Annotated in this window: 18 protein-coding genes; 7 read left to right on the top strand and 11 right to left on the bottom strand. The window is 51.5% G+C overall.

Annotated features, from left to right (window positions below; all coding sequences use genetic code 11):
- Positions 1-180: 180 nt before the first annotated feature.
- The 4 genes from JI741_RS00835 (at position 181) to JI741_RS00820 (ending at position 7,553) form a co-directional block, all read left to right on the top strand.
- Complete coding sequence (locus JI741_RS00835) at positions 181-1,431, top strand: efflux RND transporter periplasmic adaptor subunit (protein ID WP_202006706.1); 1,251 nt, start codon at positions 181-183, stop codon at positions 1,429-1,431.
- 139 nt (positions 1,432-1,570) lie between these two features.
- A complete protein-coding gene (locus tag JI741_RS00830) occupies positions 1,571-2,260 on the top strand; it encodes an ABC transporter ATP-binding protein (protein WP_073140006.1) in 690 nt (229 codons plus the stop codon).
- A 344-nt stretch (positions 2,261-2,604) separates the two neighbouring features.
- On the top strand, positions 2,605-4,977 hold the full coding sequence (locus JI741_RS00825; protein WP_202006705.1) for an ABC transporter permease: 2,373 nt from the start codon (positions 2,605-2,607) through the stop codon (positions 4,975-4,977).
- Positions 4,978-5,138: 161 nt separating this feature from the next.
- Entirely contained in the window at positions 5,139-7,553 is a 2,415-nt protein-coding gene (locus JI741_RS00820) for an ABC transporter permease (protein ID WP_202006704.1), read from the top strand.
- Between the two features lie 70 nt (positions 7,554-7,623).
- Here JI741_RS00820 and JI741_RS00815 read toward each other — a convergent pair whose 3' ends face one another.
- The 7 genes from JI741_RS00815 to JI741_RS00785 all read right to left on the bottom strand — a co-directional run bounded on the left by JI741_RS00815 (position 7,624) and on the right by JI741_RS00785 (position 14,360).
- Positions 7,624-9,378, bottom strand: coding sequence for a DUF885 domain-containing protein (locus JI741_RS00815; RefSeq protein ID WP_202006703.1), 1,755 nt, complete (start codon positions 9,376-9,378; stop codon positions 7,624-7,626).
- A gap of 125 nt (positions 9,379-9,503) precedes the next feature.
- Complete coding sequence (locus JI741_RS00810; RefSeq protein ID WP_202006702.1) at positions 9,504-10,493, bottom strand: cation diffusion facilitator family transporter; 990 nt, start codon at positions 10,491-10,493, stop codon at positions 9,504-9,506.
- A 107-nt stretch (positions 10,494-10,600) separates the two neighbouring features.
- Positions 10,601-10,855, bottom strand: a complete 255-nt coding sequence (locus tag JI741_RS00805) for a CBU_0592 family membrane protein (protein ID WP_202006701.1) — start codon at positions 10,853-10,855, stop codon at positions 10,601-10,603.
- A gap of 49 nt (positions 10,856-10,904) precedes the next feature.
- Positions 10,905-11,903, bottom strand: a complete 999-nt coding sequence (locus tag JI741_RS00800) for an SMP-30/gluconolactonase/LRE family protein (RefSeq protein ID WP_202006700.1) — start codon at positions 11,901-11,903, stop codon at positions 10,905-10,907.
- A gap of 141 nt (positions 11,904-12,044) precedes the next feature.
- A complete protein-coding gene (locus JI741_RS00795) occupies positions 12,045-12,767 on the bottom strand; it encodes a hypothetical protein (RefSeq protein ID WP_202006699.1) in 723 nt (240 codons plus the stop codon).
- 69 nt (positions 12,768-12,836) lie between these two features.
- Positions 12,837-13,181: an antibiotic biosynthesis monooxygenase family protein gene (locus JI741_RS00790; protein WP_202006698.1), complete on the bottom strand. Its 345-nt coding sequence runs from the start codon at positions 13,179-13,181 to the stop codon at positions 12,837-12,839.
- 12 nt (positions 13,182-13,193) lie between these two features.
- Positions 13,194-14,360: a cytochrome P450 gene (locus JI741_RS00785; RefSeq protein WP_202006697.1), complete on the bottom strand. Its 1,167-nt coding sequence runs from the start codon at positions 14,358-14,360 to the stop codon at positions 13,194-13,196.
- A 137-nt stretch (positions 14,361-14,497) separates the two neighbouring features.
- Here JI741_RS00785 and JI741_RS00780 point away from each other — a divergent pair, with 137 nt between their 5' ends.
- Positions 14,498-15,178, top strand: coding sequence for an ArsR/SmtB family transcription factor (locus JI741_RS00780; protein WP_202006696.1), 681 nt, complete (start codon positions 14,498-14,500; stop codon positions 15,176-15,178).
- 17 nt (positions 15,179-15,195) lie between these two features.
- Here the strand turns inward: JI741_RS00780 and JI741_RS00775 are convergent, their stop codons facing one another.
- Complete coding sequence (locus tag JI741_RS00775) at positions 15,196-15,558, bottom strand: hypothetical protein (RefSeq protein ID WP_202006695.1); 363 nt, start codon at positions 15,556-15,558, stop codon at positions 15,196-15,198.
- 89 nt (positions 15,559-15,647) lie between these two features.
- Entirely contained in the window at positions 15,648-16,343 is a 696-nt protein-coding gene (locus JI741_RS00770) for a DUF805 domain-containing protein (RefSeq protein ID WP_202006694.1), read from the bottom strand.
- A gap of 222 nt (positions 16,344-16,565) precedes the next feature.
- Here JI741_RS00770 and JI741_RS00765 point away from each other — a divergent pair, with 222 nt between their 5' ends.
- The gene (locus tag JI741_RS00765) at positions 16,566-17,258 is read left to right on the top strand and encodes a sulfite oxidase-like oxidoreductase (RefSeq protein WP_202006693.1); all 693 of its coding nucleotides are present in this window, start codon (positions 16,566-16,568) and stop codon (positions 17,256-17,258) included.
- 81 nt (positions 17,259-17,339) lie between these two features.
- Here the strand turns inward: JI741_RS00765 and JI741_RS00760 are convergent, their stop codons facing one another.
- Both JI741_RS00760 and JI741_RS00755 read right to left on the bottom strand, forming a co-directional pair.
- On the bottom strand, positions 17,340-19,091 hold the full coding sequence (locus tag JI741_RS00760; RefSeq protein ID WP_202006692.1) for a DUF885 domain-containing protein: 1,752 nt from the start codon (positions 19,089-19,091) through the stop codon (positions 17,340-17,342).
- A 173-nt stretch (positions 19,092-19,264) separates the two neighbouring features.
- Complete coding sequence (locus JI741_RS00755) at positions 19,265-20,461, bottom strand: glycosyltransferase family 2 protein (protein ID WP_202006691.1); 1,197 nt, start codon at positions 20,459-20,461, stop codon at positions 19,265-19,267.
- Between the two features lie 683 nt (positions 20,462-21,144).
- Between JI741_RS00755 and JI741_RS00750 the strand changes: the two genes are divergently transcribed.
- On the top strand, positions 21,145-25,542 hold the full coding sequence (locus tag JI741_RS00750) for a hypothetical protein (protein ID WP_202006690.1): 4,398 nt from the start codon (positions 21,145-21,147) through the stop codon (positions 25,540-25,542).
- The last annotated feature ends 89 nt before the right edge of the window (positions 25,543-25,631 follow it).

Below are 25,631 nucleotides of genomic sequence, written 5' to 3'. Positions count from 1 at the left end.
TTCACATGTGAACGAGAAATGAACACCTCGATCCTGAAAAGGACTTCAAAAAAGGCCTTCCCGTGGTTGGCACACTTGTTGGCATTCAGCAGCCATGAACGTGACCCGGTGAAGCGAAGGTGTTCAAACTGCCGCACCCTTGCCCGCTCACGAAAACCCTGAAATTTTTAATTAGACAGAATGGACAAGCAAATTAAGAAGAAGACCTGGACCGTTAAACGTATCGCCACCTACGGCGGAATTGCTCTCTTCGTAGGATTCGTTGGCTATCAATTCATTTTTGCCGACCGGCGATCGACGCTCAAAATCGACAAGGAGAAGATCACCATCTCCGATGTGAAGCGCGGTGTGTTCCAGGAATTTATCCCCCAAACCGGCGTGGTTGAACCCAGCCGCACGGTTTATCTTGATGCTGTGGAAGGCGGCACCATCAAACGAGTGGTGGCCGAAAGCGGCGCGATGCTGAAAGCCGGCGATGTCATTCTGGAGCTGAGCAACCTTAACCGTGAATTAACCGTCTTGGGGCAGGAAGCTTCGCTGAACGAATCTATCAACCGTGTTCGCGAAACGCGTTTGGGCATTACCCAAAACGACCTGCAGCAACGTCAAACGCTGGCGCTCATTGAAAGTCAATTGCAAATTTTGGAGCCGCAATACAAGCGTCAGAAGCAACTATTTGAAAAGAAGCTGATCTCTAAGCAAGAGTTCGAAAAAACAGAGGCGGACTATAAATACAACTTGCAGAACAAGAAGATCACCTACGAGGTGTATAAAAACGACTCGCTCGACCGTCAGCGCCAAATCACGCAGATGAACTTCTCCGAACGGAAAATGAGCCAAAGTCTGGAAGGGGTGGGCAAGATCCTCGACAACCTCGTGATCCGCGCCCCGCTCGACGGCCAGCTGTCGCGTCCGCAATTGGATGCCGGTCAAAACGTTAACCCCGGCCAGCGCCTCGGTCAGGTGGATGTGGTGGGAAGCTATAAGGTGAAGGTGCCGATCGACGAATTGTATCTGCCCCGCATCACCACCGGCCTGCACGCTACAACAACCTTCAACAATAAGGATTATAACCTGCAGATCATGTATATTTATCCTACCATCATAAACGGAAGGTTCGATGTGGATATGGATTTCGTGGGTGAGGTTCCGCAAGGCATTCGCCGCGGTTTGTCGGTGAGGTTGAGAATAGAATTGGGACAGTCGTCCGAAGAACTGCTTTTGCCTGTGGGCGGATTTTACAAAGACACCGGTGGCAACTGGGTGTATGTGCTCGACGGCGAGAACAAAGCCGTGCGCCGCGATGTGAAGCTGGGCCGCAAGAACACCGAAAACTTTGAAGTGCTCGAAGGCCTGAAACCCGGCGACAAAGTGATTACATCGTCGTATGAGAACTTTGGCACCAACGAGGTGCTTGTGCTGAACGACTAGAAAGTTGTTCTACAATTCACGACACGATTGTAACATCTGAAAGCAAATTGTTGTCTAACGCAGTAACCTTTGCAAAAAAAAGAAGTAATAAGTCAGAACCAAATACGAACATTAATCATCCATTAGAAAATAACCAGCCATGATCAAACTCAAGAACCTCGAAAAAGTCTACACGACTGAAGAAGTAGAAACCACCGCCCTCAACAATATCAACCTCGATATCAAAGAGGGAGAATTTGTGGCCATTATGGGTCCTTCCGGTTGCGGTAAATCAACGCTGCTGAACATCCTGGGCTTGCTCGACAACCCGTCGGGTGGCGAGTACCACTTCGGCGAACACGAAGTGGCCAAATACTCCGAACGTCAGCGTGCACAACTGCGCAAAGGCTCGATCGGTTTTGTGTTCCAGAGCTTTAACCTCATCGACGAACTCACCGTGTTCGAAAACGTTGAGCTTCCTTTGCTCTACATGAAGGTGCCAGCCAGCGAAAGAAAACAACGCGTGGAAGAAGTGCTGGAGCGCATGAACATCATGCACCGCAGAAACCACTTCCCCCAACAGCTCTCGGGTGGTCAGCAACAACGTGTGGCCATCTCGCGTGCCATCGTAGCAAAACCTAAAGTGATCCTGGCCGATGAACCTACCGGTAACCTGGACTCTGCCAACGGCGAAGAAGTGATGAAGCTCCTGTCGCAGTTGAACGAAGAAGGAACAACCATCGTGATGGTGACTCACTCGCCCTACGACGCGAACTATGCACACCGCATCATCAACCTCTTCGACGGTAAAGTGGTGACGGAGAACATCAAGGAACAGTTCCACATCTAAGAAACAAACGCCGTCTGGCAACGCGATTGTGGCGGTCAGAAGAAACGCCAGGCGTGTTTTAAAATACTGCAAAACCCGGTGAGTCATTCATCGGGTTTTCTTTTTTTAAGCCTTTTGGTTTTTCATTTCCCCCGCCTTGGGTCAGCATGGTCATGACACCGATGTTGCATCTTGCATAACTTAACCGGACATCACTGTACACTTTTGAACATTGTCCGGGCAGCGATCCCTTTTCGTTGCTCAAATACGCACATGTTCGGGCTGGCATATTTGTTGACACTGGGGATGCAACCTATGCCGATGATAGAGAGTCTTATTGACATCTGAAAAAAATAAAACCCTGCATGATCAAAAATTTTCTACGCATCACCCTTCGAAGCATGATGAAGAACAAGATGTTCATCGTCATCAACGTGTTTGGCATGGGCATCGCCATCGCCTGTTGCATTGTGGCTTATTTCAACTGGGAGTACGACGCCCGGTTCAATGCCCACCACGTCAATGCCCCGAAGATCTACCGCGTGAGCTCCGTACGCGAATTTGAAAAGAAGAGTACCCTCTATGGACACGCGCCGCTTCCCCTGGGTGCCGTGATTCGCCAGAACATACCCGACGTGGACAAGACCATGCGCATGTGGTGGTCCTTTTCCGACTTTAAAGTAGAAGACAATATTTTCCGCGCCGGTCTGGCTTATGCCGACCCGGAGCTGTTCGACATGTTCAGCTTCGAATTTATTAACGGCAGTCCGGCCGCACTCAAAGACAAATCGAAAGTGGTGTTGAGTGACGAAATGGCCATCAAGCTTTTTGGAACCACCGACGCGGTGGGCAAGATGCTCACGCAGGTCAACGGCGCCGACACCAAAGAAGTGGAAGTGGGAGGCGTGTTCAGGAAACAACCCGCCAACTCGAGCTTCCGCGAAAATGCCTACATGCACTTCGACAACGTGTATGACGACGACAAGAACATGAAGGAAAACGATTGGAAAAACCGCGACATGCTGTTCGTGGAAATTGCCGATCCTGCCCGCGTTGCCACCGTGCAAAAGCAGCTCCAGACCTATACCGAAAACAACAACAAAGTGCGCGAGGATTTTGTGATCAAAGAATTTGTGCTCGATCCGTTTGTGGGCATGGCCAACCGCGACCGCAGCAACGACACATGGTCGAGGTTGTGGCCTTCCAGTCCGCCGGCGGCGGTGGTCAGTCCCGTCATCATGGCGGTGTTGATCCTGCTCATCGCGTGCTTCAACATGACCAACACGGCCATCGCCATTTCGTCGCGACGGTTGAAAGAGATCGGCATCCGCAAAGTGATGGGAAGTTTGCGCAGCCAGCTCATTGTGCAATTTCTGGGCGAGACCATGTTCATTTGTTTCATCGCGTTGGTGTTGGGACTGTTTATGGGTGAAGTGTTGCTGGATTCGTGGAATGCTTTATGGGAAGACATCAAACTCACCTCGCACTATTTCGACAACCCATCGTTTCTGTTGTTTCTCATTGGCATTCTGTTCTTCACCGGCCTGGTGGCGGGAAGTTATCCGGCGTTCTACATCAGTCATTTTGAGCCGGTGAGCATTCTGAAGGGTAAACTCAAATTTGGTGGCACCAACTATTTCACACGCGTGTTGCTGGCGTTGCAGTATTCCATTTCGCTTATCGCCATCATCTTTGCCATCGCGTTCTATCAAAACTCCAACTATCAGCGCGACTTCGATCTGGGCTTTAATCCCAACAGCGTGATCATTGCCTACGTGAGCAACCAGTCGGAGTTCGAAACCTATCGCAATGCCATCCAGCAAAACAAAGACATCCGCGCAGTAGCCGGTTCGCAACACAGCCTTTTTTCGTCGGGCTATAACGATCCTATCAAATACGAATCACAACAAAAAGACGTAGACATTCTTAACGTGGGCGATGGCTACATCGCCGCCATGGACCTTCACATCACCGAAGGCCGCGACTTCATCAAAGATTCGGAGAACGACAAGAAAGAAGCTGTCATTGTTTCCGAACGACTGGTGAGAGACTTTGGCTGGGACAAAGCCATTGGCAAGGAAATCGTTTGGATGGACACCGTGAAACTCTATGTGGTGGGTGTGGTGAAAGACGTATACACCAACGGCCTGTGGGACGAAATGGAACCCATGATGATGCGCTACATCGGCCCCGACCAATACACCCACGTGGTGGTGAACGGCCCCACCGATAAATTGGTAGACATCAACAAAACCATGGAAAGCTCCTGGAAAGAAGTGTTCCCCAACCGGCTCTATAACGGTCGCTTCATCAACGAGGTCACCGTGGAGGCGACCACGGTCAATAACAACATTGTGAAGATCTTTGCTTTTCTCGGTGTGGTGGCGATGTTGCTGTCGGCCACGGGCATGTTCACGCTGGTGTCGCTCAACATCATAAAGAAAATGAAGGAGATCGGCATCCGTAAAGTGCTGGGCGCGTCGGTGTCAAACATCACACGCATCATCAACACGGAATTTGTTGTCATCCTGGTTGTTGCGTCGGTGCTGGGATCGGCGGCGAGCTACTTCGGCGTGGATGCGCTTATGGGCAGCATCTGGAAATATTATCTCCCCATGACGAGTGTGACGGTAGCCGTGTCTGTGTTTCTGTTGTTCTTCGTGTCGGCCGTGGTCATTGGCTACAAGGTGTTGGGCGCGGCGAAGATGAACCCTGTGAATACTCTGCGGGTGGAATGACCCGGATGGTTGGGGGAGAAGGAGACTTGAAAAACAAGAAGCAATAAAACGATGGGTATGTGTAACATCAGGCCGTGTAAAAACGTCTGATCCTACACCACCCAAAACCCGGCGAGCCATGCTTGCCCTTGCGGATAACCCTAGTAACCCTTTCATATCGTATGTTCAAAAATTATTTTAAAGTCGCCGTCAGGAATATCCTGAAGCACAAGTTCTTTTCCGCCATCAACATCCTCGGCATGACCGCGGGGATCACGGCGTGCCTGCTCATCATTCTGTATATCACAGACGAATTGAGCTACGATACTTTTCATGCAAAGGCCGACCGCATCTATCAGGCCGGCTTGCATGGCAAAATTGGAGGCCAGGATGTGCGCACCTCCAACACCTGCCCACCCCTGGCCAACGCCATGGCCACGGAGATTCCCGAAGTGGAAGCGTCCACCCGCATCACGCCACGTTTTGGAAAGCCTGTGCTGAAATATGAAGAGAAAGTGTTTACCGAAGAACGCGTGTTCTTTGCCGACTCCAACTTCTTCGAATTCTTTAGCTTCCGGCTGCTCGAAGGCGATGTGAAAACTGCTTTGAAAGAACCCAACACCGTGGTGCTCACCGAAGACATGGCGAAGAAATATTTCGGAACCGAATCGCCCATGGGAAAACTGATGGTGATTGGCGACGACAAAAAAACATTCAAGGTAACGGGCATCGCGGCCAACGCGCCGTCAAACTCACACGTACATTTTAATGTGCTGCTCTCGTCCGTGTCGAACGAAAATCTGAAGAACGGCATCTGGCTCAATAACTTCATGTATACCTACTTCCTGTTGCAACCCAATGCCAATGTGGAAGACGTGAATAAGAAATATGAAAACCTGGTAGAAAAATACATCGGCCCCGAGCTTGAAAAGTTTATGGGTGTCACCATTAAACAAATGAAAGAACAGGGCGGTGCGTATGGCTATTTCTCCACAAAAATAACAGACATCCACTTGCGGGCCACCACACAGGATTCGCTGGAACCCGGTGGCAACGTGACCTACATTTATTTCTTTGGGGGCATCGGTGCATTTATTATCCTCATTGCGTGCATCAATTTTATGAACCTTTCCACGGCCCGTTCTGCGGGAAGAGCAAAAGAAGTAGGGCTACGCAAAACGCTGGGCTCGCTTCGCGGTCAGATGATCGGTCAGTTTCTTGCGGAGTCCGTGCTCTACAGTCTTGTGGCGGTGGTGCTGGCGTTGGTGGCTTGCTATTTTCTGCTGCCGGCGTTTAACCTGTTGAGTGGAAAAGTGATGAACATGCAAGCGCTGGCCAGTCCGCAATTGGTTGGTGCCATTGTGGCGCTTGTGATTTTTGTAGGCATTGTTGCGGGAAGCTATCCGGCATTCTACCTCACCTCGTTCAACGCGGTGGAGGTGTTGAAAGGCAAAGTGCGCGCCGGCATGAAAACCAAAGGCGTGCGCAGCTTCCTGGTGATATTTCAGTTTGCGCTGTCCATTTTCCTCATCATCTTCACCATGGTGGTGTATCAGCAAATTCAATACATGCAGGAAAAGAACCTGGGCATCGACAAGAATAATATTATCGTGCTGCAAAGCACCGGCCGCCTGGGCACCAACAAGGAAGCGTTCAAAAATGCGCTGGCCCAGCAAACGGGTGTGGCGAAACTCAGCTTCACCAATAATAATTTTCCTGGCGTAAACAACACCACGGTATTCAAATCGGCCGGCTCGGAACAAGACCACATCATGGGCTTGTATTTTGCCGATCACGATCAGATGGACGTGATGAAATTCGAGATGAAAGAAGGTCGCTACTTTTCCAAAGATTTCCCCAGCGACACCATGGCCATCGTGCTCAACGAAGCGGCCGTGCGTGAATTTGGATTTGAGCATCCGCTGGAAGAAGAAATCCTGTTCAACGGTGATGACAACGGCGTCACCACAAAGCGTTTAAAAGTGATCGGCGTAGTGAAGAATTTTAATTTCGAATCCTTCAAAACAGAAGTGCGCCCGCTGTCCATACGGCTCACAAAGGATTCGGACAACCTCCTGATTCGTTATGAAGGTAGCCCGAAAACGGTAGTGGCGACGCTGGAGAAACTCTGGAAGGAACATTCCACCAACGAACCCCTGGAGTATTCTTTCCTTGACGAAAATTTTGACGAGTTGTTCCGTGCCGAGCAGCGCATGGGCAATATTTTCAGCATCTTCTCGGCGCTGGCCATCTTCATTGCATCGTTAGGATTATTTGCCTTGGCGGCCTTCACGTCTGAACAGCGCACAAAAGAAATTGGCATACGCAAAGCCATGGGCGCAACGGTGTTCAGCCTCACGGTGTTGTTGTCGAAAGAATTTACCAAGCTGGTGCTCATCGCCTTTGTGCCTGCAGCTGCTGTGGGTTGGTATGTTTCAAATCAATGGCTGCAAAGCTTCACCTATCGCATCCCGGTGGATCCGCTCATTCTGGTTTTCAGTGGACTGGCGGCTATTTTGTTGGCATGGCTTACGGTGAGCTATCAGTCTATCAAAGCTGCGCGTTCTAATCCGGTGGAATCGTTGAGATATGAATAAAGGAGTAAAGTTTAATAAAGAAGCGAAGAGGCCCCGACATGTCGGGGCCTCTTTTGTTTTTGGTCCGCGGTTATTTTTTCTGCGCTTGTTGAATGTGTTCGTTCACCATGTCTTCGAGGATGGGGAGCGTCACGGTGCCCTGGCTCAGCACCACGTCGTGGAAGGCGCGGACGTCAAATTTTTCGTCGAGGGCGTGCTCGGCTTTTTTGCGAAGTTCTTTGATTTTGAGTTCGCCGATTTTATAGGCAAGGGCCTGGCCCGGCCACGAAATGTAGCGGTCGGTTTCGGTGGTGCATTCGTGGAGGGAGAGCGCTGTGTTCGACGCGAGGTAGTCAATCACCTGTTGGCGCGTCCAGCCTTTGGTGTGAATGCCGGTGTCGACCACAAGGCGACAAGCACGCCACATTTCGTAGGTGAGGCGTCCGAAGTTTGAATAGGGATCGGTGTAGAAACCCGCTTCAAGACCCAGCCATTCGGAATACAATCCCCAACCTTCTCCAAACGTGTTCACATAAAGCTGCTGACGAAACTTGGGAAGTTCTTCCAGTTCCTGGGTTAGGGCGATCTGTAAATGGTGGCCTGGCACGGCTTCATGAAGCGTGAGGGCTTCGAGGGTGTAGAGTGTCCGGCTGGGCAGGTTGTAGGTGTTCACCCAGTAGTGGCCCGCCTCTGCGCTTTTGCGTGGCGATCCGGAATAACGGCCCGCCGTGTACTTGGGTGCCAGATGTTCAGGCACCGGCACTACGCCATAGGGTTGACGTGGCAGCTTGCCGAATAGCGACGGCAATTTGTTGTCCATTTTCTTTGCGATAAACGAAGCTTCTTTCAACAACTCTTCTGCTGTTTTGGGATAGAAGCGCGGATCGGTGCGCAGAAATTTGATGAACGCCGCGAGGTCGCCTTTGAAGTTCACCTGCATGAGCACCTCCTGCATTTCGCCTTTGATGCGCGCCACTTCTTTCAAGCCAAGTTCGTGCACCTGTTCGGCCGTCATGTCGGTGGTGGTGTAGTAGTGGATGCGGTTTGCATAATACTTGTCGCCACCCGGCAGGGCCGATGCGCCAATGGTTTCGCGGCAGTGCGGAATGTATTCTTTCGTCATGAAATCGAGAAAGGACTGATAGCCTTTCACCACGCTGGCGAGGATCACTTCTTTTCCGGCGGCAATCAGTTTGTCTTTCGCTTCGGGTGTGAAGCTGGCCGGTATGTTTTTGAATGGCTTGAAGAAAACGCTTTGTTCGGCGTCGGCAACAATGTGTGAGTTGATGGTGACCTCATAGCCGTTGAGCACCACCTTGGGCATGGTGAATCCGTCGGCCAGGCCCATCTTCATCCAGTGCACGTTCTGGTCAACATAGGCGGGAAAGGCTTTCAGACGTTCGATGTAGTTGAGGTAATCTTTTTCGGTGAAGAAGGGCAACGATGATGGTAGCTGCGCAAAGCTGATGTGAAAGCCGTCGTCGGCAAGAATGGGAATGCGATAGCTTTTGTAGGTGTAATAGTCCACCTCATCCTGCACATAGAAGCGGAAGAGGTCGAAGTTCACACGGTCTTCGGCGACCAGCGACGTGCGATCATAGTGGCTGATTTGCTGCAGGAGATCGCCATAGAATTTTTCACGACGGGCAATGTCTTCAGGGCGAAACGTGTCGAGCTTGTTGCCTTGTGTGGTGTCGCCGTTGTAGGTAGCAAAGAGGGGAGATTCTTTCATCCGGAAGGCCCACTCGTCGTCAATCCATTTATAGAGTGTGCGATCGGAAGACGGCGGTGGCGTTGTGCAGGCCATGGCCACCACAGCCAGCAAGAAGGGTAAACATCGTTTCATGTGAGAAGGGATACGTTTAGGGGTAATGAGACTCGGGAGTCAAAATAATGATTCCTGAAGTGTATTAAAAACGTTCTTCCACGGTTGGATGTCTTTTTGAATATTATATCCCCGTCACGGCCCTATCAGCTGTCGAGCGTATGCTTGCGGTCGCGCGAAATATTTTCGACCGTCCATTCGATTCGCTTCTCAAAAGGGTGTTGACGCACGGGGCAGACGGCCTTGGTGCAGATGCGGCAGGATTGAGGTATACACCCGTCGGAGTGCACAAAGAGTTCCAGCGATTCGCCGAACCGGGCACGCACGAGGTCGGCGAGGAAATCGATTTCCTGGTGAGCTTCGTTCACGTTGAGATACCACGGCACCGTGAGGTGGCAATCCAGGTGGAGGATGCTGCCGTATTTTATGATGCGCAGGTTGTGAAGGTCGACCCAGTTTTCGCGACGGTTCTCGTTCAGGGCTTTCACCAGCGCGCTCAACAGCTCATGGTCTGTTTCGTCCATGATGCCGGCAATGGAGGTGCGTATGATCTTGTAGCTGGTCACCAGAATAACCACACTCATGATGATGGCCACCAGGCTGTCGAACCAGAAAATGTTCGTGAAATAAATCAGCGCAAGCCCAACCAGGATGCCGATGGTGGAATAGGTGTCTGATTGCAGATGTTTCCCGCTTGCCACGAGTGCCACCGAGTGGCTTTGTTTTCCTACACGCACACAAAACGAGCCGGCCACATAGTTGACAATGGCCGTGAAGCTCACCAGTACCATCCCAATGTCGAGTTGATGCAGCGGTTGTGGCGAAATGATGTTGGTGATGGATTTGTATAGGATGAGCACACCGGCAATGGCAATCATGCTGCCTTCGAGCGCGGCGGAAAGATATTCGATCTTGCCGTGACCATAGGGATGGTCTGCATCGCGGGGCTTGGCCGACACAATGAGACTATAGAGTCCCACAAACCCGGCCACCACGTTCACGATTCCCTCGAGGGCGTCGGTGAGCACGGCCACAGAATGCGTGAGGTAGTAGGCCACCAGCTTCACCAGCAACAGCACCACCGAAAGGATGGCCACCAGGCGTTGTATTCGTATGTTTTTCAGCTGACTCTCCATGCCTCCTTTTTTTTTTTAGGGTGCGCAAGTAACACTCCGTTTCCAACCTGCACAAGGCAGTGTAGTATTTATCGTGAACTTTTTGAAATTTTCGGAGAGCCGCAGCCTCATGTTCCGCGCCTCACACGTTGCCAAAGCTTTAGCACGGCGGGCACGGCGATAATGACCCAAACAATGTTGATGAAGGTGTTTGCATACGCCCCTTTCTCCAACGAATAGATTACCAGGAAAATGCCACCGACAATGTTCATCAAATAAAAAACAAACGAATCGGAAGCGATTTTTTTATACGTGTTCAATCCATAGGCAGACACCACCAGCACCGACCCCACCCAACCCAATACGTCGATCAACACAGTCATAATCTTTTTGCGATGTGAAACGCCGGCACGGAAAAATTAAATTCTGTTTTTACTCTCTGAGCTTGATGCGGGCCACATACATATCGCACGTAACATACAATGTTTTCTCGTCGGGCGACAGCGCGCAGTTCGAGGTGGCTTCCGATATTTTTATTTTGCCCAACACCTTGCCGTCCTTGTTCATGATCCACAAGCCGCCGGGGCCGGAGGCATAGAGATTTCCTTTGCTGTCCACTTTAAACCCATCGGGCACACCGCGTTCCACTTTGGCTTCTGCGGTGGCATCGCGGAAGATGCGCGCATTGGCAATGGAGTCGTTGTCGAGCAGGTCGTAAGCATACCAGATGGCTTTGTCAGGATCGGAGTTGGCGACGATCAGCGTCTTGTAGCCGGGCAGAAACGCAATGCCATTGGGACGCGTGATAGAGTCGGTGATGAGTGTAAGCTTTCCGTTGGAGGCTTTGTAAACCCCTTGAAAGGCGATGTCGCGGGTCGTGTCGTTTTCGCGGTTGGGCAGGCCATAGGGAGGGTCGGTAAAAAATGCGTCACCCTTGTCGTTAAACACAAGATCGTTGGGGCTGTTCAGTTTCTTGCCTTCGTAGTTGTCGCCAAGCGAAACAAAGTTTGGGGCGGGTGCATCCAGCGGTGTGTTCATGAGTGCGATGCGACGGTCGCCGTGTTGGGCCAGCGCCAGCTTGCCATCGGGGTTCAGGGTGAGACCGTTCGAGCCCATCTCGCCACCGCGCGGTATGCTGCCGGTGTAGCCGGAAGGGATCAGGTAAATTTCTTTTCCCTTCTCGGGTGTCCATTTGTAGATGGTGTTGGTGGGCACATCCGAAAAGATGAGCATGTTCTGTTCCGGCAGCCACAAGGGGCCTTCGCTCCAGTCAAACCCTTCGGCAATCACTTCAAGTTCGGCATCGGAGTCTACCAGGGCATCGAGTTCGGGATCAAGCCGCTCCACGGTGCCGATAATTTTTCCTCCCTTTTTCGAGCACGAGCAGAGCGTGAGCACAAGCGCATAAACGATGAGTTTCTTCCAGGTCATGATGGTAAATGTCTAGGCGGTGATTGATGATTTTTTTGAGAGGGATAAGTTAATAGTATTTTTGAAAACGCCGCACACCACTTATCCTGTTCTGCAACCCCCAACATCGCCAAAGTTTTCCCACTCTTGGAAGCCACGGCATTATTTCCCCGCGGCATCAATGCGTGTCTTTCGGATGGAGAGAAAATGAAGACCATACGCCATCGGCACCAGCAAAGCCGGTAGCCACACCTCGGGGAAGTGGGCTACAATGGTGTTGGCCGGTTCGTTCATGAAGTGGCGAAGCGGTGTGGGCATCGACAGCACAGCCACGGCCACAATGTTGATGAGCAGCCCGAGACAAAGCAGGTTCCAGATCAGAATGCCCATGCTGGACATTTTCTTCTGCGCCACCAGCCACGCCATGGGAAGCGCTGTCAGCCCCGATACGATGTCGAAGTTTCGGCCTTCGAAGGTCATCTGCACAGGCGCCAGGTTTTGGATGAAGAGTGCCCACAACAGAAATTCTACGGCAATGCGAAAGCCCTGCAGCTTGATCAGCGCCGACGCGTTTGTGTGCGCCAGCAGGATGCCCACGGTTTTGGTTCTCACCACAGCAACAATGACCACCAGCGGCACCACGAGCACAATAAACATTTTGGGAGGCAAGCTGCTGAAGTCTGCGAGCAAACCACTGAGCGCCAGACCAGCCGAAACCAGAGCCCACGCGCTCACGGCCAGCAGGCTGTTCCGGAAGACTTTTTGTTTCTGAAGAATCTCAAGGGGAGCCGCCTGAAGGCTTTGACGGAGCATTTGGAAGAACGCGGCATAGGTGACGAGTGTCACAACGATGAAGCCGGACGTGGAGAGCAGAGAGGTGTTCATGATACATTCAAGTTACACCAATACCCCCGAACCCGTCAAGGAAAGAGCAGGCTAAATCTTCGTGGCTTATTATCCATGAGCCGCGCGGCTGTCGGCTGGTGCCTGGTTCCGGTCGAACATGCCATAGTCGCGAATCACGGTGGCGATCCGCAGGCGGTAGTCGGTAAAGATGGCCTGGCGTCCTTGCGCTTGTGCTTCACGGTGCAGTTCGAGGGTACGCCACTGTGCCACACTTTCGTCGTCGCGCCAAAAGGAAAGCGACAGAATTTTGTGCGGCGTGGAGAGACTTTGAAAACGCTCGATAGAAAGAAAACCATCCACCTGTTCCAGCAACGGTTTCAGGCGTGCAGCGATTTGCAGGTATTCGCCTTGTTTTTCTTCCGGAATAATAACTTCAAAAATAACAGCGACCATAGTAAAGACAAGTTAGGGTTTTAGTGCGATAATCAAGTGTGCGGGGATGCGGGCATTCACGAGAGGCTCGAACGTGACACGGGTCGTGTGCAGTGCTATGTTTTTATAGCGATCAAAAAGACTGACGAGCGTTTCCGTCACCAAGCGGCGCATGAAATGTTTGGCGAGACATTGATGCGCACCACTACCAAAGGTGAGGTTGTCGTCGTTGTTGCTTCGGTAGATATCGAATGTGTCGGGATGTTCGAAGCGCAACGGATCACGGTTCGCGGCGGCCATCACTACCAGCATGGTTTCACCTTTTGGAATCACATGTCCATTCAGTGTAATGTCTTCCGCTGCGACACGGCGAGTGTTGTGTATGGTTGGCGCATAGCGCGTGGTTTCGCAAACAAATCGATACAGTCCGTCGCGATGTGTGATTGCGGGCAAACGGGTGTCGCGTTGCAGCCATTGCAACAGCGTGTTGCTCAGCATGCCACGGCCCGCGTCATAGCTTTGAATGAAAAGTCCGATGATGTTGCTCACCAGCATGGTCATGGCTTCTGCTGTGTTTAGTGTTTCGGAGGGCGGAATGGCTGAGAGAATGTTCTTCACTAACCCTGTGGTCAGAATATGTTGCTCCACATGAGCATAGACTTCATGGGCACACTGGTTAAGCGCGAGAACCTGTTCAGGTGTTTTGGCGGGCTGCATGATTTTAACCAGCCGCGGCATGGTGTCAGACAGGACGCGCACATCGGCAGGACTGAAATTGAATCCGCGGAGCAAAAGTTGAACGGGCACTTTTTTCGCCACCGCCTCAACCCAGTCCAAGGCCGACAGGTCGCCTGCATCGTCCAGCAAATGCGAAAGCGTGTCGGCCACGGCCACTGGGCGAAGCGCTTCAAACGCCACCATGGCGACAGCCCGCGCGGTGGCGTGGTGAGGGGCGTTGCTAAGACGTGCAAGGTTTTTAACGATGGCCATTGCCGCCGGCGACAAGGGAGCAGGAGCCGTGGCATGAACATCCGGAATCACAGCACGTGCATCGTTCAGCACAGTGTGACAAAGCGCATACGAATAGACGGCCCACACCCGGTTGCGTTCGTCCCAATAAAACGGATGCGTTGACAGCATTTTCCGGTAGAGCACAAACGGATCGTCTGTTTCGGATTGAAGAAAGGTTGTGTTTGTCATGGCATTTATATTTCCAGGACAAGATTAAGTAGATTTGAAACACAACACTTCAGCGGACACTGAAGTGTGGAAGGCACGCGCTGTAGTATTTTCGCAACGACCACAAAAACGCATCGACATGCTTCAACAAACAAATCATGGAAGAACAGTTTAAAGACATGATGGGCCTCATAGGCGATACCACGCGCGCCGGCATTTTGTGGACGCTGATGGACGGCAAGGCCCTCACCGCCACCGAGCTGGCCGTGGCGGCCAACACCTCGCCACAGAACATCAGCATGCACCTCACCAAGCTGGTGCAGGCCAATGTGCTGATGGTGGAGAAGCAAGGCCGGCACCGCTATTTCAGACTCTCGCGCCAGGATGTGGCCTACGCACTCGAGGCAATGGCCAGCCTCATCCCACCAAAAACATCAAAGTCCGTTGCCGCCCCTGGCGAAATACCGGACGTGAAATACTGCCGGACATGTTATGATCATCTGGCCGGCAAAGTGGGCGTGATGCTCGCGGAAAATTTAGTGGCACGAAAACTCATCATCGCTTCGTCAACGGCGTTCGTGATGAGCCCGAAAGGCGAGAAGTGGTTTTCTGAATTTGGTGTTGACATCAAAGGTCTGAAACAACAACGCCGCACGTTGCTACGGCCGTGTCTCGATTGGAGTGAGCGCAGAAATCATCTGGCCGGAGCGTTGGGCGCGGCGCTGTTAGACAGAATGGTGGTATTGGATTGGCTTCGGAAAAAGAAACACACCCGCGCCATGCTCATCACGGCCAAGGGACAACAAGCATTTTATGATCACTTCCGGATGTCGGTGTAACAAAAGTTTAGGGTTTCTCAGGGAAACGTGCACAAAGAGTTTTCCGCTTTCCAGATCACTGTGGTCGCACCATCCACCGAACCACTCGCAATGTCAAGCGTGTTGCCGGCGCAATCGCGCACTAAAAAAATGGAATCGCAAAAGGGGCAGCAGTTGCCAAAGATGAAAACCGTCTGGCCTTGGTAGGTCGACTGTTGCACGTAGAAGTATTTTGCAAGTTCCGCGTTGTTCGTTTTTAACTCGGTAATCCGGTCGCGCAGCCACACAAGATTTTCGACGGGATTAGCGACACCGCATGCTTCGCCTGCAGGCGAGGGGTCGCATTTTTTGTTGTCGCAGGCAAATGCCAGGAGACCGAGGAGGAGAAGGGCAATTCGCATAAATGATTTGGTTTAGGGTTATCATTTGACACGAAAAGCCATTCCCCGGTTGGAATGGCCTTAAAGAAATAGAAATCGCTATGCCCTGCCTATATGCGTTGCAGCCACATGATGTTTTGAAACACAACCCATAACGCGTAGATCACATAGACAACAAGCGCAATGGTGCGCAGGTTTTTCTTTTGGATGCTGAGCACCACCAGCAGTGGGGCAAACGTCCAGACAAGGCTTGTGGCGACGTGGAAATATTGAATCGCGTGCATGCTGCCAAGACCGAGAAAAAGCCGTTGCATGCCGGCGATCACCACAACGTGCAGCAGTAGCAGCGCCATGTAGGTGAGCAAACGTTTATCCGAAGGTCCTTGCTCCACGCTTCCGTGGGTCGCGGGGAACCGTTGATACTGGCATTGAATGCACACCGTGGTGTTGGCTTCGTTTGGCGTTTGGCATGCCGGACACTGCCACGCGTCGCCACGTCCCTTCGGGTCTTCGCCATATTCGTTGGCGCCCACGGTTCCGTCCGTAAAGGCAAGAATGACATTGTAGATGGGGATCAGAAAATACCAGCCGCTTTTGCCAACGTCGTGCATGCGTTTTGCGCCTTGAATCAGGATGAACGTTGAGGTGAGCAGCGACCCCACAAGGACCAGCAAAATGATGTCAGACTTGGGTGCTGCGCCCATCACCACGCCAAGGGTGAAATTGATGACGGCGGCCACGCCCCAGCGAATCCAGAAAATGGAGCGGCGGATGCGACCCTGAACGGTGAGTATGTTGGTTTCCATAGCGAGATGATGTGGTTGTGTTTGCGTCTGCCCCAGTCGTTGGGCCTTTGGCGGTCAAATATAAAACACGTTTCTTACCTTTCATTTGCCGGCCATTCACACAACTCCGAAAACCTTACAAGCGTGCGAATGCAAACGGAAGCGAAGGGAAAACACAAGGCGTGATTCGGCCATTGACTTTCCCGGGTAACTCTTTCTCAGGTTTTCAAAGTATCTTCGGGCATGGAAGAGCCCGAAAAACTCGATCGCATCGTGGACGCCCGCATGAAACTGAAGGCGCGCTTCGAAGAAAAAATCAAACACACACCCTCGGTGTCAGACAACAACCCGCAAGGGTCGGGTCCGCCCAATCGCCACGGCATGCCCACCACACCCGTGGGCCAGATCCTCACCACCAAGTGGCCTATCCTTGACCTGGGTCATCACCCAACGGTGACGGCCGATCGCTGGCGCCTCGCGGTGGACGGCGCCGTGGAGCACCCTGTGCGGCTGACCTGGGATGAGTTCATGAAGCTGCCACAAACCAACGACGTTTCCGACTTTCATTGTGTCACCACATGGTCGAAACTCGACATGCAGTGGAAGGGCGTGCGCCTGATGGACCTTGCCGCGCTGGTGCATCCAAAAGAAAACGCCACCCACGTGCTGTGCTACGGCTACGACACCTACACCACCAATCTGTCGCTCGAAGAAGCTCTGAAGCCCGACGTGTTGCTGGTGCATACCTTCGAAGGCAAGCCGCTACAGAAAGAACACGGCGGCCCCGTGCGCATGATCACGCCACAGCTCTACGCCTGGAAGGGCGCCAAATGGATCAAACGCATCGAATTTTTAACAGCCAACAAACCGGGCTTTTGGGAAGAACGTGGATATTCCAACACCGCCTATCCCTGGCGCAACGATCGTTATAGCTGATATGCTTTGGCATGCGGCATCATAAAAAAAGCTTCCCCGTGTTTGGCACCGGGAAGCTTTTTTGTGATTATGTTTTTTTGACTAGAAAGCCTTTCCGCCGGATTGATCCTTCAGCATCATCTCGCGCAGCATCTCCACAGGAGGCATGCCGTTGTCGAGGAGTTGGTCGTGAAATTTCTGTAGCGAAAAGTTAGCACCTTCCTGGGCTTTGTAGGCTTCGCGCAATTTCAGGATCTGCAACTTGCCAAGTGTATAGGAGAGGTAGCCTGGGTCGAATGTTCCGCGCAGGGCTTCCTGATAGGCAGGCTTGTAGTCGTAGTAGCAATTGTCTTGCAGAAATTTTGTGGCGTCGGCCAGGCTCATGCCTTCGGTGTGGGTTTTGATGCTCACGCAAAGACGGCACAGGCGCAACAGCGATTCGTCCAGCTGCGCGAGGTGATACTTCGCCTGTGTCAGGGGATCTTTTGCACCAAAACCTTCCTCGATCATCATCTTTTCGGTGTAGTGTGCCCAGCCTTCAATGAACGCATAGCTTCCGAATGTTTTCTGAATCTTTGATGTGGGCGACGCGTTCACGTGCAGAAACTGCACGTAGTGGCCGGGGTAGGCTTCGTGAACCGAAATGATGTCGGTCACATAATAGTTGAACTGTGAAAGCCATTCTTCCTTCTGCTTGGTTGTCCATGTTTTTTCTACGGGCGTGATGTAGTAGAATGCCTGTGTGGCTTTTTCGAAAGGCCCGGGAGTGTCCATCGACGCGGTGCTGGTGGAGCGTGCAAACTGGGGTGTTTCTCTAATCTCTACGCGCACCTCCGAGGGCACGGTGATGATTTTTTTGTCGAGCAGAAACTGGCGGATGCTCTCCAGGTTTTTGCGTGCGTCGGGAATAAGGTTGTCGGCCGTGGGGTGATCTTTCTTCAGATCTTCGAACACGGCGATGGCGCTTTTGTTGGGATTGATTTTGCGGGCCACTTCAGCAAAGAGTTCCTGTTCCTTTTTCAGCTCCGCCAAACCGAGCGCCAGAATATCTTCGGGGTTCACGTCCAGCATTTCGTTGTAGAGCAACATTTTTTTGTAGTTCGCTTTGCCGATGGCATAGTGCTGGTGCACTTTCGGCATCTTTTCCTTTTCGAGCCATGTTGCAAAACCTCTCAGCTCTTCGATCGCCTTTTTGTTTACGGTGGTGAACGTCGCTTTCAACGAATCGGTCACACCCTGCGCTAAGGCTTCAACCAATTCCTTCTCCATAAAGTCGGCACCGCCACGAGCCACCAGAATGGCGGTTTCCACATAGGGCTTTGCCAGAGAGTCGGCCAGATTTTCGCGCGCTGCTGCAAAGATGGCCGGCGTTTGTTCTTCGATGGCGATGATAGACCTCACGCGCTCGTCTAGCGGTGCAAAGTCACGCTGTACAAAAAGATTGAGGCTGATGGCGCCGGCATACGTCATTGGGTTTTTGGTGTAGATGCCGAGGTCTTCCAGTGTAAATATTTCCTGGCGAATGCCCGCCAGCAAAAGTTTATGATCGAAACGTGCTTTCGGGCTCAGTGAATCGCCCAGGGGTGCGAGTTTTTGTTCAAAGGTTTTCAGGCGTTGCAGTTCGGCGGCCAGGGAGGCTTTTGAATAGTCGCGCTTTGCGCGATCGTATTCGTGCAGCCCCAGGTAGGTTGCAGCACCCGGACGGAAGGTGAAATAACCTTTCAGGAATTCTTCCGAGAGTTTCGCGAAGGTTGAGTCGGGATGATGCGCCGCGACCGTTTCTTTGGGCCGTTGACAGCCGCTAATGAAAAGCATCAACGCCAGTGCAGGCAAGAGTAGGGAAATACGTTTCATGAGTTTAGGTGTGGAGTTAAACAATCGCTCAAGATAGAGATATTGTCTAAACAAAGAAACGGAGCCCCATCGAAAATGCCCCATCCGTAGACAGCGTCGCCGTGGTTTTGTGTTTGACAAAAGGCCGTTGGCGATGCGGCGTAGGATACAGGTTGATTATTTTTTTTATCGCGCTAGGTGCGCATTACTTTTTTCTCTGTGTGAATAAACTCTTTCCGGTGCAGGCGCATCCTGAACACATTGAAGAACATGGCTGTGCCCAGCGAAAAAAGACTCAGCATAGACCAGAGCGTCTTGGTGTTAAAATGCTGTGCGGGGAAAGCCAGGAGCAGTGAAAGAAAATAAAGGGCGATGACGGCAATCCACCATTTTTTGTCGGGGTCCATCACATCAAAGTGAAAGATGCCCTCCAGCACCGCCACACCTATGAGGCTGCACACCAGCATTAAAAAAAATGTGCGGGGCAGAATGAGGTAGCTGATGATGCGCGTGAGCAGGTGCCGGTCTTTGGGAAGACTGCGGATGTCTTTGTCCACCAGGCGGCGCAGGTGTGACAAGTGTGCTTCAATCCAGCGCAGGCGCTGCCGCGAGAAGCCTTTCGCGTCCGGTGTTTTTTCATCGTAGATATAAGCGTCGGAAATGTATTCCATCACGATGCCTTTTTTCAGCAGTTGCAGGTCTATCTCTTTGTCCTCGCCGGTGTCGTTGAGAATGTTGCCGCTGTTGAAGATTTCTTTCAGCAGTCCAAATTCGAAGGCCATGCCGGAGCCGGCACTGCTCGAGCCCACACCGAGGGCACGATGGCCGCGGCGGAAGATATAGTTGTTGATTTCCTCGTTGATGCTTTCCAGTACGGCCACAGGCGTGTCCATGTTTTTGGCCACGCGGTGACATTGCAGGGCGCGCACGCCGCAATGGAAGGCGGCGTTTACTTTCTCAAGACAATTGAGGCTCATCACGTTGTCGGCATCCAGCACAAAGGCGATGTCATACAGGGTGGAGTCGATCACCTCCAGGGCGGTGTGGATGGATTTTGATTTTGTGCTGATGTCGAACGCCACGGGGATCACTGTCACGTCCATGGCCTTCAGTTTTTGTAACGTTTCCGGCCGCATCGAATCGGCAATCACAAACACATCAAAATGCGATTCGGGATAGTCGTGAAATTTTGCCGCGGCCACCGTTTGAGCGATAATGCCGTCTTCCTTATAACAAGGAATCAAGACGGCTATTCTTCGCTTCTCGTTGGGCCAAGCATAGTGCGGCTCTTTTCGCAGGCGCCCGGCGATGGTAACGGTCACGAAGTGCAACGTGCACAACGTCAGATACGCGAATGTGCCATAAAAGAAATAACATAATACTACTATCATATCGGCGAGGATTAAGAGGGGGTGTCCTTCCAATACTAAGTGTTGTGATTTCCGATCAACGTAAACTCCAGGATCTATTCAATACTTAGTGGTTGTGCGTCTGGTGGTCAAACAAAATTTCTTCTTCTTTATTTTATACAATCTATGTAACGCAATCGCCCCGGGTATAGGAAAAATGCGAACGAGAAATTTTTTTTCCGGCAATTCTAACTACGCTCCAAAATAAAAAGCCCGTCACCCTGCAATTAACAAGCAGTGCGATGGGCTTGTAATGAAGATACGACAAGTGCCTGGATATTTAGAAGACTTTTTTCGTATTTTTTTTTGAGTTAGGATGGACGCTTCAGCGTTGTAACATGAATACGACAAGACAACTTCCATTTGCCCGTAATGGATTCAGCGTTTTGTGCTAAATTAGGGTGAGAGCCCATCACGGTGTTGCCTGAAAGACAACATCCGGTGGGCTTTTGTTTTAATGTTGCAACGATGATAAGAAAATTGAGCCGCACCTACCCATAAATGGGGAGTGTGATGGGTTACCGAATACGCATACCAACATGAAGCGGGTGTGTGTATGGCAATGCTCCACCAGCAATACGGCGTCGGTGTTTAGAGCATTGCGGATGATGTTGGTGGCAAGCGGGACTATACTGTATCGTCGTTAATCAAAATTTCGAACGGCTATGAAATTACCAACCCTGAATCATCGCTTCTGGGTGGCCCTGACCACCTTGCTTGTGATCGGTGCGTTCTTTTCATATTACCTGCTGGTGTATGTGGCAGGACGCGAAGATAAACTGCGCGAAGAAAAATACAGGGCGTTGGCACGGTATGGACAAAACATGCTGAACACACGCCGTGACTACGAGAATGCCATTCGCAAAACGTGGTTCAGCCGCGAGAAAATATTGAAGGAGTTTGCCCGCAACGAAAAAGACAAAGCAAAACGGGAGGCGTCGCTGAAGGAACTTCAACAGATTGTTACACGCGACAAACAAACCGAACTGGCGAGGATTCAAGCACTGGTGCACGACAATACCTGCGACTCGTGCAACGATACTTACCAGATTTCAAAAAAACTGGACGAGCTCCAAAACGATATCCTCAAAACGTTACAAACCGACACTAGCAAGGAGGCCGATTTCTGGAAACGGTACGGTGCTCGGGTTCGAAAAAAAATCAAGGCCATTGTGCAAAACGATTTGCCAAAAGTGCGCTACAATAATTTCATGGACAAAAAGTCGCTGCAGGATCTTGTTCATACACACTTCGACAGCATTTACTTTTCCTTCCCATCGTTCAGACGCCCCGACAGGGTTGGCGTGTTCAGCATCGCCACCACCGACTTCGCCTACAAGCCCAATGCGTTTGATGAATTTGTCATCATCAAAAGATATGACGAGTCTACACATGGTCATGACAAGGACCCCTTGATGTCGGCCGATGAAACCTATCAAACCTTCGAGAACCGCATCGATCTTCAGAACATCGATTCGTTGCTGGTGACACAACGGGGACTGCTGACCACACGTTTCTGCGAGATCACGCTGGCGGATGCCACCTATAAAATGTTTGTGCACACCATTCAGTTCGCCCCCGACGAAAGCTGGATGCTTTGCGGACTAACAAAGGCAGAGAACTATAACGACGTGGTTCGAGCAGTCGATCCCCTGGTCATTACGGTGGCCATTCTGGTGGTGTTATTTCTGTTGATGAGCATGCCGGTGCTGAAGCTGTTGTTCATGAACACCTTCGAGCGACTCAGCCTCATGAATGTTTGGTTTGCCGGCTTTTGCATTGTGTTTGGAAGCGCCGTTATGTTTCTCATCCTGTGGTCCACCACCGACAATCTGCAATCGAAAGGTCGGGTAGACCTGGAACTGAGGAGTCTTTCCGATCAGGTCAAGACAAGATTTCAACGCGAGCTGAATGCCATCTACGATCAGCTACAGGACGTTCAGGTCAACCAATCACCCTTGTTGATCAAACATCGTGAAGAACTGGACACGGCGGATAAAAAAGCCAATCCAAATCCCAGGGATAGGGAAATGCAAACGGTGCTGTATGGCAATTTTCTCAAACCCTGGTCGAGCGCTGAAGCTGCTGACACCGTTGGCCCCGAAGGTGAATTGAAGCCGCGCGATGGAAAAGTGTGGGATATCTTCAAGGTAAAGCCCCTTCGGTTTTTTCCCTACTTCAATTTTATTATCTGGGTGAATGATGCGGGCAACCCAATCATCTCGGTCACCACCAAAAGTGTGAAGCCCGACTATCCTATGCCCAATGTGAAAAACCGGAAATACTATCGGTGGGCCATGGGCGACAGCCTCTGGTATTTGCCCCCGAAAGACGGCGCCCGGGGCATCGACCCCACACGCAGGTTCGCGCTGCAGTCCATTCAGTCGTGGACGGATCACACTCCAGAAGCAGGCTTTGGCATTCGGCTCGGCGATGGGCATGCCGAAAAGGTGTTGGCTATGTCTACGCGTCTGCACTCCATCATGGATCCCATGCTACCGCCGGGCTATGGCTTCTGCCTCATTGACGAGACGGGTGAAGTCTGGTTTCACTCCACCACGTTTAAAAATCACCAGGAAAATATTTTGCTGGAGGCCGACCGGCAGAAAAAACTGACGGCTGCCATTGCCGGTCGCTCGTCCGCTTTCCTGTCGACGGAGTATGATGGTTGTCCGGGCCGCATGTATGTTCAGCCCATCGATAACATTCCGCTTCACCTTGTGGTGTTTCACAATGAAGATTTTCAGCGCACGCCCATTGTGCTCACCATATTCTTTGCGTTCTTTTTTCTGATGCTGCTCTTCATCATTCAGGGCGTGCAGTTGTTCATGTTGCTCCTCTGCGCCAGCAGCACCACCAAACTAAAATTCAAACCCTTTGTGCTTCGCTGGCTTTTCCCGGCCGAAAACAAAGACGATGTCTATTGCAGGGGCATTGTGACCCAAGCTGTTATATTTGTCGCTTCCATGGTGCTGATTTGTGTGACACCCAACGTGGTGATGGGTATCTGGTTCGTGGTGCTTCCGGTTATGCTCTTGGTGTTTCACACATTCGTGATGAGTGAGATCACGCAGGGAAAGAAAATAATCTTTGCGCTGTTGAGCGCGGCGTTGATCATGCTGTTCGACTACATCACGTTTCCCGTGTGGGACAATGCTCCGATGGGTTTCCTGCTGCAAATAGCAACAGCAGCGTTTCTGGTTGTGATGGCGATGCAGATACGATCAGAAGTGTTGCAGGATATTGTTGACTGGTATAAGGCCAAAACTCGGTGGATACGAAAAGCTGCCCGAGGCCCCAATTCCAAAGACATAGACGGCACATACTATTATCCCCGCGTGCTCATGTTCTGGCTCACGCTGGTCAGCATTCTTCCGGTCACCTATTTCTACCGGTTGTCGTATCGTGAAGAAGGCATCGTGTGGACACGCTACATGCAGTTGCTTGAAGCCGAACGCGAGGATGTGCGTCTGAAACAATTCGACTATGTTCAAAAGGAATTCAGTGCACCAGGGGTGCCGGTAGCACTACGCGATCACATCGACCAGGCGGGTGTCTATCAGTCGCCGTCGCGTTTGCCGTTCAACGGAGCGGAGCGTGGTGCCGAGTGGCGTGATGCGCCGATTCAGCGTTTGCTTTTTGAGTTCTGGCCACGCATCACGGGCGCGCTCGGTGCCTCCAGCGCCGGTGCATTCAAGGAGGCCGACGACCGGAAGTGGCGCTGGAATTCATCGCCCTCGGGCGAAACGATTGAGCTCGTCTACAACCATGACCCGCGCCGGGGATTGCACCAGGAGTCGAGCAAAGTAAATCTTATTCCAACGTTCAGACCGGCCGGCGTTTTCTATGGCATTGGTGTGACGTTGTTTATTGTGCTTTTTCTTTTGCTCATCATCAATGTTATCCGCATTTGCGTGAAGTACATTTTTGGAACCGGTCTTTTGCCTGGCGACATGGCGAGCGACAAAAAGAAGTTTAACGAGCTGCTGGAACGGATCAAACAACCGGTCGATGGCGCCGACCGCGTGTTTGTGGTGGGCTTGCCGGGTTCGGAAGTGAACAAGGCCATTCGGGGTGCGTTTGCCATTCGCAATGATATCGACCTCGTGAATTGCCGGGCCGGAACGTTTGCGCATTTCCTTCCGCACCGAATCATTATTGTTCAGCATTTCGAGTACGGCCTTAACGATCATGCGTTCAATCAAAAGAAGCTTGGCTTTCTGCAGGCACTGATCACAAAAAAAACGGACATCAAAATCATCATCACGTCGTCTGTTCCGCCCGGTGCACTTTTTGAATTCTATCACAAGAAAATTGCACGTTGCCAGTCCGGTGAAGAAAACGGCGCGGCGACGGATAAAGACAAAGGCAGCAGCGATTTGATAGCGGAATATAAAATTGCCCTGCGCAATTGGAAAAGCGTGTTGGGGCATTTTGAGGTGGCCTTCAAATCCATTTGCCCGACACCCGACGAAGTGCGCGAGATAAGTTTGCGAAAGGGAGCCGGCGTTAAATCGCAGAAGGCCTGCAACGAACTTCTGTCGTGTTTCTATCTCTCCCAATTTTCAAATGCCGATTTTAAACCGGCCTTGCCGGAGGAGGATGATTTTATTCTGAACGTGGAAGAAACTGTGGAGCCCTATTATGAGGCCGTGTGGAATGCGCTTTCACAAGCCGAAAAATTCCTGTTGTTCGATCTGGCCAAAGACGGTGTGGTGAACCTCAAAGATCAAAAGACGCTGCGGATGCTCATGCAAAAAGGCATCGTGCGCAACGATGGAACATTACGCGTCTTCAACGAGAGCTTCAATAATTTTGTGCTCAATGCCTTCGACGCCGAAGACGAAGAACACATCGAAAAAGTTGTGCAGAACAAAGGCACATGGCACAGCATACGGCTTGTGCTGGTGTTGGGGCTTATGGGCATAGTGGTGTTCATTGCCGTCGCACAAAAGCAACTCTTCAATAATCTCAACACCTTCCTCATTGCGTTGGGAAGCGCGCTGGGCTTGCTCTCTAAGTTTGGTGGTTTGTTTGGGTCGGGAGCGAAAATAAAGGAATAACATTGCCCGGGTGGGGTCGATGAGATTTTAAGGATAAGTGTCTCCGGTATATGACCGGCGGTAGATGCACCGAACGGTTTTCGTTTATC

Origin of the sequence: Chryseolinea lacunae, from assembly GCF_016735595.1 — a bacterium.
In the GTDB taxonomy this organism is placed as follows: Bacteria; Bacteroidota; Bacteroidia; order Cytophagales; family Cyclobacteriaceae; genus Chryseolinea; species Chryseolinea lacunae.
This window is presented reverse-complemented; position numbering and strand designations above follow the sequence as displayed.